The 16,049-nt window shown below is 39.8% G+C and carries 16 protein-coding genes; 6 read left to right on the plus strand and 10 right to left on the minus strand.

Translation table 11 applies throughout. The features are described 5' to 3' along the window. Window positions 1-462: 462 nt before the first annotated feature. Window positions 463-1,605, plus strand: coding sequence for an MFS transporter (locus PSF67_RS17475; protein ID WP_102137449.1), 1,143 nt, complete (start codon window positions 463-465; stop codon window positions 1,603-1,605). 68 nt (window positions 1,606-1,673) lie between these two features. On the opposite strand, the gene PSF67_RS17480 is transcribed toward PSF67_RS17475, so the two are convergent. Continuing rightward, entirely contained in the window at window positions 1,674-2,618 is a 945-nt protein-coding gene (locus PSF67_RS17480; protein ID WP_102137450.1) for an ATP-grasp fold amidoligase family protein, read from the minus strand. Window positions 2,619-2,989: 371 nt separating this feature from the next. After that, complete coding sequence (locus tag PSF67_RS17485) at window positions 2,990-4,087, minus strand: fatty acid desaturase family protein (protein ID WP_272677335.1); 1,098 nt, start codon at window positions 4,085-4,087, stop codon at window positions 2,990-2,992. 556 nt (window positions 4,088-4,643) lie between these two features. Between PSF67_RS17485 and PSF67_RS17490 the strand changes: the two genes are divergently transcribed. From PSF67_RS17490 to fghA, 5 genes are all read left to right on the plus strand, one after another. Beyond that, window positions 4,644-4,970: a DUF1090 family protein gene (locus tag PSF67_RS17490; RefSeq protein ID WP_102137452.1), complete on the plus strand. Its 327-nt coding sequence runs from the start codon at window positions 4,644-4,646 to the stop codon at window positions 4,968-4,970. Window positions 4,971-5,155: 185 nt separating this feature from the next. After that, window positions 5,156-6,073, plus strand: a complete 918-nt coding sequence (locus PSF67_RS17495) for a bestrophin family protein (RefSeq protein WP_102137453.1) — start codon at window positions 5,156-5,158, stop codon at window positions 6,071-6,073. A gap of 168 nt (window positions 6,074-6,241) precedes the next feature. Next, complete coding sequence (frmR, locus tag PSF67_RS17500; RefSeq protein WP_004261729.1) at window positions 6,242-6,514, plus strand: formaldehyde-responsive transcriptional repressor FrmR; 273 nt, start codon at window positions 6,242-6,244, stop codon at window positions 6,512-6,514. 15 nt (window positions 6,515-6,529) lie between these two features. Further along, entirely contained in the window at window positions 6,530-7,642 is a 1,113-nt protein-coding gene (locus PSF67_RS17505; RefSeq protein WP_102137454.1) for an S-(hydroxymethyl)glutathione dehydrogenase/class III alcohol dehydrogenase, read from the plus strand. 10 nt (window positions 7,643-7,652) lie between these two features. Beyond that, on the plus strand, window positions 7,653-8,489 hold the full coding sequence (gene fghA / locus PSF67_RS17510; protein WP_195697512.1) for an S-formylglutathione hydrolase: 837 nt from the start codon (window positions 7,653-7,655) through the stop codon (window positions 8,487-8,489). Window positions 8,490-8,562: 73 nt separating this feature from the next. On the opposite strand, the gene PSF67_RS17515 is transcribed toward fghA, so the two are convergent. From PSF67_RS17515 to hemP, 8 genes are all read right to left on the minus strand, one after another. Next, a complete protein-coding gene (locus tag PSF67_RS17515) occupies window positions 8,563-8,781 on the minus strand; it encodes a HEAT repeat domain-containing protein (protein WP_102137456.1) in 219 nt (72 codons plus the stop codon). A gap of 273 nt (window positions 8,782-9,054) precedes the next feature. After that, window positions 9,055-9,267, minus strand: coding sequence for a HEAT repeat domain-containing protein (locus PSF67_RS17520; RefSeq protein WP_102137457.1), 213 nt, complete (start codon window positions 9,265-9,267; stop codon window positions 9,055-9,057). Between the two features lie 302 nt (window positions 9,268-9,569). Further along, complete coding sequence (locus tag PSF67_RS17525; protein WP_232368237.1) at window positions 9,570-10,358, minus strand: heme ABC transporter ATP-binding protein; 789 nt, start codon at window positions 10,356-10,358, stop codon at window positions 9,570-9,572. 2 nt (window positions 10,359-10,360) lie between these two features. Continuing rightward, the gene (locus PSF67_RS17530; RefSeq protein ID WP_102137459.1) at window positions 10,361-11,362 is read right to left on the minus strand and encodes a FecCD family ABC transporter permease; all 1,002 of its coding nucleotides are present in this window, start codon (window positions 11,360-11,362) and stop codon (window positions 10,361-10,363) included. After that, window positions 11,359-12,180: a heme/hemin ABC transporter substrate-binding protein gene (locus PSF67_RS17535; RefSeq protein ID WP_102137460.1), complete on the minus strand. Its 822-nt coding sequence runs from the start codon at window positions 12,178-12,180 to the stop codon at window positions 11,359-11,361. The genes PSF67_RS17530 and PSF67_RS17535 overlap by 4 nt, the downstream gene beginning before the upstream one ends. A 15-nt stretch (window positions 12,181-12,195) precedes the next feature. Beyond that, entirely contained in the window at window positions 12,196-13,245 is a 1,050-nt protein-coding gene (locus PSF67_RS17540) for a hemin-degrading factor (RefSeq protein WP_166267934.1), read from the minus strand. A 25-nt stretch (window positions 13,246-13,270) separates the two neighbouring features. Then, the gene (locus PSF67_RS17545) at window positions 13,271-15,283 is read right to left on the minus strand and encodes a TonB-dependent hemoglobin/transferrin/lactoferrin family receptor (protein WP_272677336.1); all 2,013 of its coding nucleotides are present in this window, start codon (window positions 15,281-15,283) and stop codon (window positions 13,271-13,273) included. A 430-nt stretch (window positions 15,284-15,713) separates the two neighbouring features. Beyond that, entirely contained in the window at window positions 15,714-15,887 is a 174-nt protein-coding gene (gene hemP, locus PSF67_RS17550) for a hemin uptake protein HemP (protein ID WP_229597470.1), read from the minus strand. Window positions 15,888-16,049: the final 162 nt, after the last annotated feature.

Here is a 16,049-nt window from a genome sequence, read left to right on the forward strand (position 1 = left end):
CAAGGTGAATTTGCTTCATCGATCAGCTTATGCAGCAGGAGAAAACAATAAATAGTTTTTTTTGTGATTAAGCACTTTTTAGGTATTTTATATTTAGTTTAAGTTGTATCTAAAAGTAACAGAGGTGGCTTTATTTGCGGTTTTTATAATTGGCTGTTTTTTAAGTGATTATCTTCTTTTTTCTGCCATTTTTGATCTGGATTCGCTGACATAAAAAACGTGATTTTTCTCACATAAATTATTTTGTTAGTCACCATTAGATTTTCTCATTTTAACTTCATGATTGAACGTTCTATATTGCGCTCAAATTAGTCTTATCTTTGTTTTTTTACTACTGCACTAATCGCCGAAATGTGTTCTTTAATTAGGAACACAATGTTGTCGTATTCTACGATGTAGTTGCAGCGCATATTATTTATTTTGTTAGTTGGAGAGTGGGGCGTGAATCAGTCCACTACTATCATGCGCAAACGCGACAATGCATTCGTTCCTGTTGCAGGGTTAACGATTTTTGCTATTGCATCGGGTTATTTAATGAGCTTAATCCCATTATCGATGGGAAGCTTTGGTATTGATACGCAATATGCGGGCTGGTTAGCGAGCGCGTATTATATTGGTCTATTAATTGGCTCAATGTTAATTGAACCAGTTATTGCCAAAATAGGCCATCGCCTTGCATTTATAGGTTTCTTATTGATGCTTGCCGCGACAGTTATCGTACTGCCATGGGCACCGACCATTGAATCTTGGTTACCGAACCGCTTAATTGCGGGGGTAGCAGTAGCGGGTATTTTTGTGGTTGTCGAATCTTGGTTATTGATTGGTGATAACCCGAAAGAGCGCGCTAAACGTTTAAGTTTTTATATGACGTCATTGTATGGCGGAACAACGCTTGGGCAGCTTGCTATTGGTGTCATTGGAACCCATGGTGCCTATCCGTTTATGGTGGTATTAGGGTTATTATTATTAGCGGTAATGCCACCGTTATTGGTACGTCAAGGCCAGCCAGATAGTGGTTCACATCAAAAATTGTCATTGAAGAAAATTGCTCGTTTAAGTAAACCTGCAATTATTGGTTGTATGGTTTCTGGTATTACCATGGGGACTATCTATGGGTTAATGCCGTTATCATTGAAAAAAGACCAGTTCACCACCGACCAAGTGGGGGTGTTGATGGCTTCAATTATTCTTGGTGGGATGTTAATACAGCCAGTTGTTAGCAAATTATCTATTTTAATGAGTAAAACCTTATTGCTTGCCATGGTTTCATTATTAGGTGTTTTTGCTATGGGGGTTATTTATATTTCGAGTGACTACTTGGTGATGATTGTCGCTTTAGCGTTACTCGGTATGTCAACTTTTGCCTTATACCCTGTAGCGATAACGTTAGCGTGTGATGGCTTAGACTCCTCCTATATTGTTGCTGCAACCCAAGTGATGCTGTTTAGTTACAGTATTGGTTCAGCGATGGGACCTATCGCTGCGGGGACGTTTTTAGGCCAATATAATGGGTTAGTGAATTTCTTCTTTATTGTGCTGTTAGTGACTGCAATTTATATGTTAATTGCTAGCTTACGCCGCAAAGCCAGTGTGTTAGCAAATTAATTTTGTCGACATAAAACTGATGAATAAAAGGCTCTGTGAGTTATCTCAGAGCCTTTTTTACGTTTTAATTATTTCTTTTTACTTGCAGCTGAAGGTGCAAGTTGTGCTTCGATGGGTAAATGTCTTGTGTTACGTACAATACGTTGTTCCCAAAGTTCTCCCAATTTGAAATCCCATGACAGCGGTGATATTTCTGTTCTGCCTGCATTTGGGGCGAAAGTGAGTTCACTGAAATACAACGTATTTTCATCAGACATCAAAAAATCAGCTCGGCAATAATCAAAGGGTGTGACGAGTATTTCTGCTAACCGTAACATTTCTTTGAATAATGGTGGCTCAGATACGGGTTCCATCATGTTTGGATAACCAAAAGTCACGGGTTGCAATTGCCAGTTGGTATCGTAAATATTAATAAATTCATTGCCAAATTCATCGGAGTAGTCAATCTCTGCATAGACAGGCTTGCCAGAGAAGCAGTGGATCCTGCATGTTTCAGGCACTAACTTTCGGTTTTTATTAGCGAATAAATCAATATATTCTTCACACATAATCTGTGCGGGAATCGTTTTATAATGGCGCTCTCGAGTAATATAGTAAAGATTTTTAGTTAAGTGAAAATCCAATTTGCTTTTAGCTTTTGGCCAATCAAATTGCGCTTTATTGCGACAAATAATGCTACTGCCACTATCATGATTGCATTTTAAAACAAAACGCTCTGGCAGTTTATTTATATCAATTTCATCGACATTTTTATAAGTAGCTATAATAGGAACTAAATATTCATTTCCTATTGTTCGGGAAATATACTCTCTAACGGTGAGTTTATCCGCAAATTGTGAATATAATGGATTTTTATCTCGTAGCATTCTAAAGTTGACCTTCTCATTAAAGCTTTTTGGTGCTTTAAAGTCAGGGCGATAATTGAGTTTTTTAGTAAATTTATTAGAGAGATAGATATTATCACTCATAATGAGTGTACGTAATTTTTTTATAAAATACTCTGCTTTTTTCATGCGAGCACCAACCATTCTAATATTGTAGTGTGTAAATGAAATCTAATTTTTATTTGATTATATTTTTTATAACTTAAATAAAGCATCAATAAATGTAACGACCAATTTAATAATCTCTTAATCAATAAATAGTAAACAAAAGATAAATAACGGTCATTTTGTTAATAATAGCCGGGTATCTGTCTGCTTTTATATCAATAATTCAATCGATTGTTTTAATTATTCGACATTAATAATGTGGGAATTGCTATTTAAAGTGTAACAAAGGCAAGGAAGATAAACCTTAAGGATTTATTTAGATATTATCTCTAAACCCATGGGCTCAGAGATAATACTTGAGAAGGTTATTATTTTCAAAATGACTAATATTCTTACTGTAATGGCGGTTGCCCCATTTTTTTTAGGAATCGTATTTGAGCCGCAACGAGTTGTTTGTAATCAATACAGCGGTATGGCATATCATATTGTTGCGCCAGCTTAGCTAAAATTTGAGCTAAAGCAGGGTAGTGACGATGATGCCAATGAGGAAAAATATGATGTGTAAGGTGGTAGCTTAATCCCCCTGTTAAACGCCATAAATAATGGGGGGTAGGTAGCCAGTCACAAGCCGTGACAAAATTATGGTGGTACCAGCCATGCTGAATTTGTTTATCTTCAGGCGCAGTGAAAAACTGTGTCTCTGCCCAATGTGTGCCTAGTAATAAATAAATTACAAAAATGGATGCGACCATTTGGCTCAATAAGTAAGTGATAAATATTGTTGCTAAGCTGATCCCATGGCTATGAGCTACGAACAACGGGAGGCCGAGCATCAGTATTAAATGGCATATTTTGCTGCCTAAAAATAGCCCCCAGCCCAGTTTACCCTCGAGTACTTTCTGCGTCTTTAAGCGTGTTTTCCCAGTCCTATCGGACCAATCAAATACGAGAGCTATCCATGTGAGTGACAACGATGCAATGAAAGGCCAATAAATATGCTGATATTTCATAAAAGGCCGCCACCGTTGAAATGGCGTTTGGCGGAATATACCATTTTCTTCAGTGTCTAAATCGTAATGTTCGATGTTGGCGTAGTGATGGTGATAATGAACGTGACGTGTACGCCAAAACTCCGGTTCTAAGCCTAATGGCAATGTCACCAAACGGCCAAATAACCGATTTTTCCAGCCTGATTTAAATAGGGTATTGTGGCAGGCATCGTGCTGGCCAATTACATTTAATAACATGATAAGTAAAACAAATACAAAATAGGACAATATGTAAATTGAGGTAGATGTTGTCATGAGTGTTGGAAGATAACTCAGAAGGGCAACAATAAATAAGACCCCAATTATAGTAAGGTCAGCTAGGCTGGCATACACATGATCTTGTTTAGCTTGCAGATATTCCTGACTTGCTTGTTTTAATGCGATATGAAATTGTTGTTCGTTAGCATTTGAGAACGTGAGTTCGAATTCAGTGTGATGCATGCGACTCTCATTTGATGTGATCTTCTTTTAATCAAAGAGTATATCCATACTAAGTTAATCGTCGCAAAATAAATATGACAGGGGAAGAACGTTTCGACCTATTCTGAATCAGGTTTCATCGAAAGTAATAAATTCCGACAATTTAAATAAGTGTTTTTGATGGAAATAAATATAAATGAATAATTCCAGCCGTATAAACGGTAAAATGTGAGTTATGGATTAATTAAACTGATATGTTTTTTTATGGGCGACTCAGTAAAACATGTATTATCAATCTATTGAAATACAAAAAACGGGCTACATCCTTGTAGAGAAATCCTTTAGCTGTAAAGTATCAGGGAAAAATATGTCTGTCTGTAATAAATCATGTGAAAAAATGATTTCATTTGCTTTCCTATGTTAATAATAAATTACGGTTATCATTTTTAGTTGGTTTACTTGAATTGCTCGTTATATTTATCTTGCTTAAGCTAAATTAGGAGCTTACCTATATTAATAATGTGTCAAAGTGATGAAATAGTTACTGGTAAATTATTTCTTGAATTAGGAATGTAATATGAAAAAAATACTGTTAATAATTTTATCAACACTGATTATTCCAGTATCCGCTCAAGCAAGTTATAAATACTATGGTTGTGATAAAAAAATCTATCAACTAGAAAAACAACTAAAATATGCCAAAATGCATGGGAATCGAAATAGGGTTGCAGGATTAGAGCGTGCGATTTCAAATGTACAAAATAACTGCTATGACCATTATTCTGGAGCGACAGGCCCAACTAAACTAAATCATCGATATAGTTTTACTGAAACTGATCATTTAGAGCAGCAGATAGAGGCGTTACAAGATGAAATCGAACGCTTAAAAGCCGCTAAAAAATAATGTAATAGGTAATATTAAAACCCAATATTATTTATAGAATAAAACCGTGTTGGATGAATTTAGCACTATTGCAGCTTGTTATAATTAGAGTAACTTTCACTTTAATTTTTGTTTGGCGCTAGCGTATTGAATTAATCAATGAAATAATAAGTTAATGTCGTTTTCTTAACACAATATGTATTCTTATGGTTATTCGCCCTCATCAACACTGGTTTTTTCGGTTATTTGACTGGCATGGTTCTGTACTGTCAAAAATAACATTTCGGCTTTCTCTAAATATAATGATATCCATCGTGGCTGTACTCAGTTTTCAATGGTACGAACGATTAGGTATACACTTAACGATAGCCCCTTTTAGTTTGCTAGGGATTGCTATCGCAATATTCCTAGGTTTTCGTAATAACGCATGTTATAGCCGCTTGATTGAGGCTAGGACGCTTTGGGCTTCGTTATTGATCAACCAAAGAAATATTCTAAGAAATATTAAAGGATTATTACCCAATGACCCATCAGCTCAAAAGGAATTTGCTAATTTATTGATCGCTTTTGGTTGGAGCCTTAAACATGAATTAAGAAAAACCAGCCCAGTCATTGATTTGTATAGGTTGCTACCCCGAGCTATTTTTGATGAAGTTATCCAAAGTCCGTTTCCCACTAGCCGAATATTATTGCAGATTGGCCTAAAGGTGGGGGAATTACGCGATAAAAAAGTCATCAGTGATGTGCTCTTTCAAGCCATTAATAAAGATATTAATGCGCTATCGGAGGTACTTGGTGGCTGTGAGCGGATTTCGAATACACCGATCCCATTTGCTTATACACTCATTTTGCAGCGAACAGTCTACTTATTTTGTTCATTACTTCCTTTTGCGTTGGTCGTTGACTTGCATTTTATGACGCCATTTGTGTCTGTTTTTATTTCTTATACCTTCTTAGCGTGGGATGCATTAGCGGAGGAACTTGAAGACCCGTTTGGGATTGCTGCAAATGATTTACCGCTTAATGCCATTTGTAATAGTATTGAACGTAATGCATTGGATATGTTAGATATTAAACCACTTCCCCCTCAGTACCAACCAGATAAATACTTCAACTTGTTGTAGCGTTGATCTATTCCTAATTGGAGACAGTAAAGCTTGATATTGGTGTTTTACTGTTTCACTTTTCCACTGGGTATTATTTTGTCTTTTTTGGTCATAAAAATAAGGAATTCTGTACAGATAATCTGACTAATACTATACTCCCCCTATGTATATCAAAGGGGCTTAAATATGCCACATTCCCCAAAAGAAAAAAAAGCAGTCCTTACACGGGTCAGAAAGTTGAAAGGGCAATTGCTTGCCTTGGAGTCGGCCTTGGAAGATGAAGTTGAATGTGCAGCCATTTTACAACAAATTGCTGCTATTCGCGGTGCAGTTAATGGCTTGATGGCTGGGGTATTAGAGAGTCATTTACGAGAAGGGCTTCAGGAGTCTGCGACAACACAGTTGCAAAAAGACTCTGTAGACGACGCTATCTCATTAATTCGAACATATTTGCGGTAAAAAGAAGGAATAACGATGAAATCACGTGCAGCAGTCGCATTTGGCCCTGGTGAGCCATTAAAAATTGTCGAAATTGATGTCATGCCACCAAAAGCCGGGGAAGTGTTAGTTAAGATTAGCCATACAGGTGTTTGCCATACTGACGCTTTTACATTGTCAGGTGATGATCCTGAAGGCTTATTTCCTGTGGTATTAGGACATGAAGGTGCAGGTGTTGTTGTGGAAGTCGGGGAAGGTGTTACCAGCGTTAGCGTGGGTGACCATGTCATTCCTCTTTATACGGCAGAGTGTGGAAAATGTGTTTTTTGTGAATCAGGTAAAACAAACTTATGTGTCTCTGTTAGGGAAACACAAGGTAAAGGTGTGATGCCAGATGGGACAACCCGTTTTTCTTATAATGGGCAGCCGGTTTACCATTATATGGGCTGTTCAACATTCAGCGAATATACGGTGGTTGCTGAAGTTTCTTTGGCGAAAATTAACCCTCAAGCTAATCATGAAGAAGTGTGCTTGTTAGGTTGTGGTGTGACCACGGGTATTGGTGCTGTACATAATACGGCTAAAGTACAAGAAGGCGACTCTGTTGCTGTTTTTGGGCTAGGTGGGATAGGTCTCGCGGTTATTCAAGGGGCAAGACAAGCAAAAGCTGGCCGTATTATTGCCATTGATACTAACCCGTCTAAGTTTGAATTAGCGCGTCAATTTGGTGCGACAGAATGTTTGGATCCTAATGACTTTGATAAGCCGATTCAACAAGTGTTGATTGAGAAAACCCAGTGGGGAGTTGATCATACCTTTGAATGTATTGGTAATGTTAATGTTATGCGTGCAGCACTTGAAAGTGCACATCGAGGATGGGGCCAATCAATTATTATTGGTGTCGCAGGGGCTGGGCAAGAGATCTCAACTCGCCCATTCCAATTAGTAACAGGGCGATCATGGCGCGGCACGGCATTTGGTGGTGTGAAAGGTCGTAGTCAATTACCAAAAATGGTTGAAGATGCTATGAAGGGCGATATTGAGCTGTCTCCATTTGTGACGCACACATTGCCATTAGAGAGTATTAATGACGCATTTGATTTAATGCATGAAGGTAAATCAATCCGCACCGTTATTCACTATGATTAAGGAGTCTTTGATGGAGAGAATTGAACGCCATGCGTGCTTTGGGGGCTGGCAGGATGTTTATCAACATCAATCCACCGTACTCGGCTGTGAAATGAAGTTTGCCGTCTACCTACCGCCACAAGCGAAAACAGCGCCTTGCCCAGTGATTTATTGGTTATCAGGGTTAACCTGTAATGAACAAAACTTTATCACTAAGGCGGGAGCCCAACAATTTGCGGCAGAATATGGCGTGATCTTAATTGCACCAGATACCAGCCCTCGTGGTGCTGAGGTCGCTGATGACGAGGCATATGATTTAGGGCAAGGTGCAGGTTTTTATGTGAATGCTCAGCAAGCGCCATGGCGCAATCATTACAAAATGTATGATTATATCGTATCTGAGTTACCTGCTTTAGTTGAAACGCATTTGCCTGTAACGGATAAACGCTCTATTTTTGGCCATTCAATGGGAGGGCATGGGGCTTTAATGATTGGCTTACGTAACCCAGGTCGATATTGTAGTTTATCTGCATTTTCTCCGATTGTTGCGCCAACCCAAGTTCCTTGGGGACGAAAAGCCTTTACGGCTTATTTGGGGGAAGAGACGAGTAGTTGGTCCCAATATGATACAGTTGAACTGATTGAAAAATCTGAGGCTATCCCACCTATTTTAGTGGATGTAGGCACTGCGGATCCTTTTTATCAAGAGCAATTAAAACCTGAGTTATTTGCTGGTGTTTGTGACAAAAAGCAATTTGAATATCGATTGAATCTACGTGATGGCTATGATCACAGCTACTACTTTATTAGTAGCTTTATTGGTGAGCATATTGCATTTCATGCACGCTATTTAAACGATAATCGCTAAATATAACTAGGTGGGACCAATAATTGGTTTCACCTAACTATTTCTATAATTTTACCATAATAAGACTAAATCACTATTCGAAGCCCCCGTATGAGAGCTTGCTTATTGCTTTAATGGCACTGATTGCGACATCTTTATTTGGGTCATTACATAATTCAAGCAGCCGATTAATCGTACTATGTTGTTTTAGCCGTATATTACAATCACCTAAAGCGGATATGGCGGCTATTTTCACATCATCATTTTTTCTTTTTGTTAAATCAAGTAATGTATTGATGACTTTGCTATCCATTTATTATCCTACTTATGGGTATTAATAAATAAGCTAATTAAAACTCATTTTTTTCAAATATTAATCTCAATGTTGGGAATGCTACTAAAAGAAATGGTTTATTAATATCAAAAAACACAACTAATATGAGTGTTGGTTGATATGGAGGGGAGCTAACGGATGAACAAGTGGAAATACCACTATCTATTCATCCGTTAGCTACTAGAGAGGTGGTGAGATTCAATTAAAAGCTTTTGGTTTTAAAAAGTATTAATGAAAGATATTGATTTTAGATTAAAAATGTTCAGAGAGTTTACTTAATGCTTTTATTGCAGACACTGCGACATCTCTATTAGGGTCTTTACAGAGTTCAAGTAAGCGGTTGATTGCATTTTGTTGTTCAACGGTGACTTTATAATCACCTAAGGCTGAAATAGCTGCAATTTTAACATCATCATTTCCACGATGTGTTAACTCAATTAATGTTTCAATAATGTTATTTTCCATGTAAACCCTTTGAAATACCTACGCGATGCCAAGGTATTCTAAGTGAAAGTACTTGAGATTTATTTTTGAAGTTTAAGGTTTTATTAATAGATTATATAGATTTTACTCATTTTTAGGCTAATAACTATTTTATTAACTAAAGTGCACTAAGGGAGTAAAGGTTATTGATATAAAAATTAAGATTATTAAATCTATTAGTTAAATATTAAAATAGATATGACTTGATGATTTTTTAATAAGATCTAAATAACAAAGCACCTTACCTTTAAAATGGGTTAAATAAAGTGCTTATTAAGCCTAAGTTAGTGACGCAAATAAATGTGAGGCGTGTTATTTTCAGGATGTTGAGTTACACCGAGGTCAGCTTGGTACCAACGTGTTAAGTTTTCAGTCGTTAAAACATCGGTAGGGGAACCTTGGGCGACCAACTTCCCATCATGAATTAATAACACTTTATCTGCATATAATGCGGTTAGATTAAGGTCATGTAATACACAGCAAACGCCTAACGGTCGTTGACGTGTAAGTTGATGTAGTAGCCGTAAGCTATGTTGTTGGTGATATAAATCAAGCGCTGAAGTGGGTTCATCGAGAAACAAACAAGCGGGTTGAGCTGTGGGTTGCCATAATTGCGCTAATACTCGAGCCAATTGAACGCGTTGCTGTTCCCCCCCTGAAAGTTGGCGGTAGTCTCGCTGCCGTAGTGATTGGCAACTGGTTTGTGATAAGGCTTCATCGATGGCGGTGTGTTTGTGCTCTGAGCCGTAGGGGGTTCTCCCCATCGCAACGACATCTTCAACAGTAAAAGCAAATTGTAAGTGACTATGTTGTTTCATGACGGCACGTTTTCGCGCTAATGCATTATGGTCCCAGTCAACCATCGCTCGGCCCTCAATAAAACATGCGCCATGAGTTGGGGTGTTATAGCCTGTTAGCAATTTTAATAGGCTGGATTTCCCTGCGCCATTGGGACCAATAATCACCACGAATTCCCCTTGCTCAATAGATAAACTCACATTATCTATAAGCGTTTTTTCACTGATTTTATACGATAAATTTTGGGCTTCTAACAAGAACGGTTTTGTTTGCATATTTAGATCCTCCCTGCAGGCTGGCGTAAAATAAGCCATAAGAAGTAGGGGCCACCAATCAAACCTGTCAGTAAACCAACAGGAATTTCAGCAGGTGCAACCGCAGTCCTCGCGACAGTATCGGCAATGAGTAATAACCCCGCACCGACGATAGCTGAACCTGGAATGAGCCAACGATGATCAGGCCCGAGCGTCATGCGAATGAGGTGCGGAACCACGAGGCCAACAAAACCAATAACGCCGCTCATAGCAACAGCACAACCGACTAACATGGCACTGAGGAATAATAAAATAAATTTGGTTCGTTCAACATTAAGCCCAAGGTAATGTGCATCTTCATCACCTAATTGCAGAATATTGAGTTTAGCGCCCTGCATTAGACAGATAGCACAAATAGGCAGAATCACTGAAGCTGCAATGGTCAATGACGTCCAGTCAACATTACCGAGTGTGCCCATCATCCATAAGCTGAATGTTCTTAGTTGTTGGTCATTGCTGATATAGCTAAGAACGCCAATGAATGACATGCACAGTGCATTGATAGCGATGCCTGCGAGAAGTAACTTTGCGAGGTTGCCATTTGATGAGCGATTTAAGCTAAAAATAATAAAAGAAACGGCTAGGCTACCAATAAAAGCGGCAGCAACATGGCCATACCCTTGCATCACGGTAGGTAATGAAACCGAGAAAACAATAAATGCAGCAACGGATAGGGCTGCACCGCTGCTGATACCGAGTAAGCTCGGATCTGCGAGAGGATTACGAAATAACCCTTGCATAATGGCACCAGACACCGCCAAAGCAAGGCCGACTAAAATGGCAATTAACACACGAGGAAGGCGGATATTCAGCCATATCTGCCAATCCGAGTCTGTGGCAGATGCCTGCCACAGTGCTTTTAATGAAAAGTTCATTGCGCCTGCATTCGACGCGATGAGAACTAAACCACCAAGTGCGAACAATAAAACGATAATCACCAAAAATGGGTTTTTAAAGCGACTCATTGGGATTTTTCTAATGCCTCACGTAGTTGTTTCATGACTTCAGGCGTACCTAAACTGAAGGTGAGCATGCCGACATCATCAACAACCAGAAGCGCTTTATTTTTCCCCGCGGGGGTCATTGACATTCCTTGTAATTTCCACACTTTTTCTATTCCTCCTAATGATTTAACCCCTTCTTTGGTGAAAATGATTAAATCGGGTTGGCTTGATAGCAAACCTTCTTGGGATAGAGGACGATAGCTGTCGAAGCTGCTCATGGCATTTTTTGCACCGACTGCGTTAATCACGCTGTCTGCCGCTGTGTGCCGTCCTGCCGCTAAAGGCATAACACCACCGTGGCTCATAATGAACAGGACTTTTTTATCGATAGGAGTTGTATTTACTTGGCTGAGCTGTTGGTTAAATTGATTAACTAATTGCTTTCCTTGCTCTGTTTTACCGACCACGTTAGCGATGGTGGTAATTTTTTCTGGAATGGCTTCTAAACTGGGTTTCCCTGTCACCTTAATAATTTTTACGCCACTTTTTTCGATTTGCGAGAGAGCCATTGAGGGTTTGGCTAACTCACTCGCAAGTACTAAAGTCGGGCGCATTGACAGCACGCCTTCTGCGTTAAGCATACGCATATAGCCTACATCAGGGAGCTTGGTGGCTTGCTCTGGGTGAAGGCTGGTGCTGTCACGGGCAACGAGCTGTTCCTGTGCTCCGAGTTCATACACAATTTCCGTCACATCACCCCCTAAGGTGACGATACGTTCTGCTGCATAAGAACCAAAAGAGATAAACAGCGTTGATAAGATTAGAAGCCATTGTTTCATAATAAGTTACCTATTTTAAATGCGGGGTAATGCGGTGACTTGTTGGCGCCATTGCTCTTGCTCTGGAGTCCCTTCCGTACGCTGCCCATACATTTGTGCGATTTGATTTCCTTGGTTATCGAAGACTTCAAGGCTAGTTACATGGCCATCTTGTGTTGGTTTACGTGTAACCCAGCATTCGGCAATCCCATTTTCAATCATGTGCAAGGTGAAATCAGGGTTGAAAATATTTAGCCACTTTAAGTCTGAACCTTCACTTTGATATGGCATGATTTTTTTGATTTCACCAGTAAAAATTTGCACACATCCGCGGTTACCCACAAAAATCATAATTTCGTTTTGATCTTTGAACGCCGTGTTAATCAGCTGATTGAAGGAATCATTAGGCACTTTCCACGCTAAATCATCGCTAACCGCAGCGAAAACTTGCTGGCGGCTGAGGTTGTTTTTCTTGAGCAGAACAAAGAACTGGTGAACGTCCGTCATGTTGCGCCACTCTTGCTCTAACTGTTGTTTCAGTTCTTCGCTGACGGGCTGATTAGTAAATGCAGCCGCAGGTTCGTGGGTTAACTCGGCATTGTCTGGCGTAGCGTATTTTTCAATCAGTGCTTGCCATGCCGCCATGTCCGTTTCATCGGTGGTGTAAACTTTATGTAGTGCATCACCTTGTTTATCAAAGAATTGGACACTATGACGTTCACCGTGCTTGCTGTCTTCTGTCAAAGCAAAGATAGCGTCCCAATGGCTGAAAAACATCCGTAAATCAAGGGCACGAGGGTTTAAAATCAAACCGCCATGGGGGCTAAATGTCGCATTGTCATAACGGCCAACTTGCTCATGAACCACGTACTCGTTACGGGTAATCGCTTTCACTTTTCCAACAGTGGCTAATTCTGTCAATAAAGTGGGGGCATCGACGTTTAAACGAACCGCTTTGTCGTGGCCAACACGACTATGCAGCAGTTGAGCTTCAGATACATTTAAATAAGCGGCGAGATCGCGAGCGTATTTGGCTTTGTTATCTGCTTTTGCTTGTTGGTAACGCTCGTAAAGTGCTGAATTCACGTTTATCTCCTTAATATTGTGTGAATTACCATTGGAAGCTGACAAGCAGCTTGGCATTACGTCCATCTTGAGGAATGCCTTGTGATGAGTAATATTCTTTATCAAAAGCATTGCCTAACACGACACTGGTTCCTAACCCTTTGAGTTGCCCGTCACCTTGGTAGCTGACGTAGAAGTCATGCACGGCATAGCCCGCTTGTTGCTCTGCTTTAGAGGCTTTATTGAATTCAGTATGGCGCGTAAATTCCCCTAACCAGCCCACGGAAAAACCGCTGTCTGAGATAGGCACGGCCAGATTACTGGTGACAGAATCAGGTTTAATTGATGTTATTGATTTTCCATTAGATTCATCTTTTCCTTCAGTATGGTTATAAGCCAAACTCCAGTTGAAATAGTCTGTTTTATAATCCATCGAGGCATCCCATCCCCAAATTTTGGCACGTTTAGTATTGATTGATGTTGTGTAGTTATTTTGCAGAACATATCTATCAACATTCACATATGTGTTTATGTAATCTTTCGCTTTGGTATCAAAATAGCTGGCTTTAAATTGCAGGTTATCGCGATCCGTCAATAAGTCATCGAAACGCAGACCAAAACCATATTCTGCAGTACGGGTTGATTCAGGTTTCAGATTAGGGTTTGGCTTCCATCTATTAACGATTGGCCCCATTTGGAAATGGACCTCGTCGTTATACATTTCCATCATAGAAGGGGCTCGGAAGGCTTCTGAATATGACGCAAATAGCATTGACCACTCTGTTGGTGTAATGCTAACGGCACCTTTAGATGACCATTTACCTTTTTTCACATCTTCATTGCCATCCGATGTGGCTTTATAATGGTCATAGCGCGTACCGACAATAAAGGAAACAGGTAAATCTTTTAGGCTAATTTCATCTTGTAAAAAGCCGGATGCAAAGGTGATGTCCGCATCGGGGAATTGGGTGGTGTTTGCATAAGGAGTTTGTTTTTGCTTATAAGCTTCACTGCCGTATGTCAGGTTGTGTGATGCTAATGGCAAGTCATAAAAGTTAGAGCGGTTATCAGCTTTTATGCCATAAGTTTTTTGTGTACGACCTTCATAGGGAGTTCCTTGGCCTTTTGCCGTGATATTAATATCGGAGTAATAAGGCGTGACTTTAAAATTTAGCCATTCCAGTGAGCCCGGTTTAATTTGATAAGTTATCTGAGCATCACGTTGGCGAGTGGTACGGTTAACTTTTAGATTGTCACTCCCTACATTAATTTCTTGCGGGTTTTTAGGCTCATTGGCATCGTTGTTGTAGTAACGCATTTGGCCTGATAATTTCTGTGCATCATCGATTTGCCATGTTCCTTTTGCGAGCAAGTTACCGATAGTTTCTTTGTTTTTCATGTCATCGCCATTACTCATGCGGACATTACCGGTTTCTTTGGTGACAAAGCTGAATAACCCATCAAGGTTATCACTACGTCCAAATGCGCTACCACCGAAACCGAAGCTATGATCGCCGGTAGCGGCTTCGGTAAAGACACGGAAACCGTGGTCTTGGCCTTCACGTAATAAGTCTTTGGCATCAACAGTTTCCCAAGCAATCACACCGCCCATAGCACCACTGCCATAAAGCAAAGCTGAAGGGCCACGGATGATTTCAACTTGCTTAATCAGTGCGGGGTCGATAAAGGTGCCATTGACATGGCCTGTATCTGTGCCTTGGCGAATACCATCAACTAAAGTCAAAATGCCGCGTCGATCAAACCCGCGCATATAAATATCTTGCCCATTCGCTCGGCTAGTTCCCGTGACGCCAATTCCGGGAACTTTGCGTAAAATGTCATTGACGGTGCTGGCCGTTTGCGTTTCAGGTGAATTATTTTTGATCACCGTGACCATCATCGGGGTTTCGAAGCTGTCTCGTTCGCTACCTGTCGCATAAACGGTCATCACATCATGATGGTTTTTTTTGGGTGTTGGCTCTGTCGTTTGTGCTTGAGCACTTGCTATCACGCCTAAGATGGCGCTGGTCAGGACTGACATTCGCAAAACAGGGGACATAATTGTGATACTCCATATAGTTTTTATCTGTATTAAGCAGAGTGAATTCGTATTAATTGATGACGATGCGTTGGTCTGGAGGACCTGAATTCGGTATGACACAGGAAAAATTGCATGTAAGTAGTGTCTGAACATAGCAAGAGGAGTAAACACATAATGAAAGTATAAAGCTGAGGTAATAGCAGACTACTGGTTTGTGTTCAGCAGGACTATTTAGGGTTTTGCACATGAAAGCGACCGCTGTGCGATAGTAAAGTATCGAGTGGCTATCCTTGCTAATTCGATATTTAGCGGTACAAATGTGGAATACAGACGTCAGTTTAAACTCCATAAGAAACCTTTTCCTATGTTTAGATTAAGCTGGCTGCCTGGATAACTGCTCTAGGTGGCTTGCGAATTAAGTTTTGGTGCGACTTACTTTGGGTATGGCTTACTTAGTTAAGATCAATTTACCGGTACGTGTTTGTCTCAATTGATAAAGCTCGCCATTATGTTGAATTGAGACCTTACCGGCAGGGCCCAATAATTGTTGGCTTTCTATCACGTCAGTTTTTACGGTGTGTTTTGCCGTTTCGACGGTATTTTCTGCAACTGGGGCTGTCATATTATTTACCATACTAAGTTTGTTGATAATCGAAATGATATTGAGAATGATTATCTTTAGAATGATTGCTAATATCAAGCAATTTTCACAATCAAACAACAAAAGAGCCACAAAAAACTAAGTTAGTACGAAAAAACAGCATTAATCTAGTGGAACCCCACT

This window comes from Providencia sp. PROV076 (genome assembly GCF_028483405.1).
Lineage (GTDB): Bacteria > Pseudomonadota > Gammaproteobacteria > Enterobacterales > Enterobacteriaceae > Providencia > Providencia huaxiensis.

Coding starts and splice junctions, on each gene's coding strand:
- PSF67_RS17480 (WP_102137450.1), bottom strand. CDS start 2,618: ATGAAAAAAGCAGAGTATTTTATAAAAAAATTACGTACACTCATTATG.
- PSF67_RS17495 (WP_102137453.1), top strand. CDS start 5,156: ATGGTTATTCGCCCTCATCAACACTGGTTTTTTCGGTTATTTGACTGG.
- frmR (WP_004261729.1), top strand. CDS start 6,242: ATGCCACATTCCCCAAAAGAAAAAAAAGCAGTCCTTACACGGGTCAGA.
- PSF67_RS17530 (WP_102137459.1), bottom strand. CDS start 11,362: ATGAGTCGCTTTAAAAACCCATTTTTGGTGATTATCGTTTTATTGTTC.
- PSF67_RS17505 (WP_102137454.1), top strand. CDS start 6,530: ATGAAATCACGTGCAGCAGTCGCATTTGGCCCTGGTGAGCCATTAAAA.
- PSF67_RS17475 (WP_102137449.1), top strand. CDS start 463: ATGCGCAAACGCGACAATGCATTCGTTCCTGTTGCAGGGTTAACGATT.
- PSF67_RS17520 (WP_102137457.1), bottom strand. CDS start 9,267: ATGGAAAATAACATTATTGAAACATTAATTGAGTTAACACATCGTGGA.
- PSF67_RS17525 (WP_232368237.1), bottom strand. CDS start 10,358: ATGCAAACAAAACCGTTCTTGTTAGAAGCCCAAAATTTATCGTATAAA.
- PSF67_RS17545 (WP_272677336.1), bottom strand. CDS start 15,283: ATGTCCCCTGTTTTGCGAATGTCAGTCCTGACCAGCGCCATCTTAGGC.
- PSF67_RS17490 (WP_102137452.1), top strand. CDS start 4,644: ATGAAAAAAATACTGTTAATAATTTTATCAACACTGATTATTCCAGTA.
- PSF67_RS17485 (WP_272677335.1), bottom strand. CDS start 4,087: ATGCATCACACTGAATTCGAACTCACGTTCTCAAATGCTAACGAACAA.
- PSF67_RS17515 (WP_102137456.1), bottom strand. CDS start 8,781: ATGGATAGCAAAGTCATCAATACATTACTTGATTTAACAAAAAGAAAA.
- fghA (WP_195697512.1), top strand. CDS start 7,653: ATGGAGAGAATTGAACGCCATGCGTGCTTTGGGGGCTGGCAGGATGTT.
- hemP (WP_229597470.1), bottom strand. CDS start 15,887: ATGACAGCCCCAGTTGCAGAAAATACCGTCGAAACGGCAAAACACACC.
- PSF67_RS17535 (WP_102137460.1), bottom strand. CDS start 12,180: ATGAAACAATGGCTTCTAATCTTATCAACGCTGTTTATCTCTTTTGGT.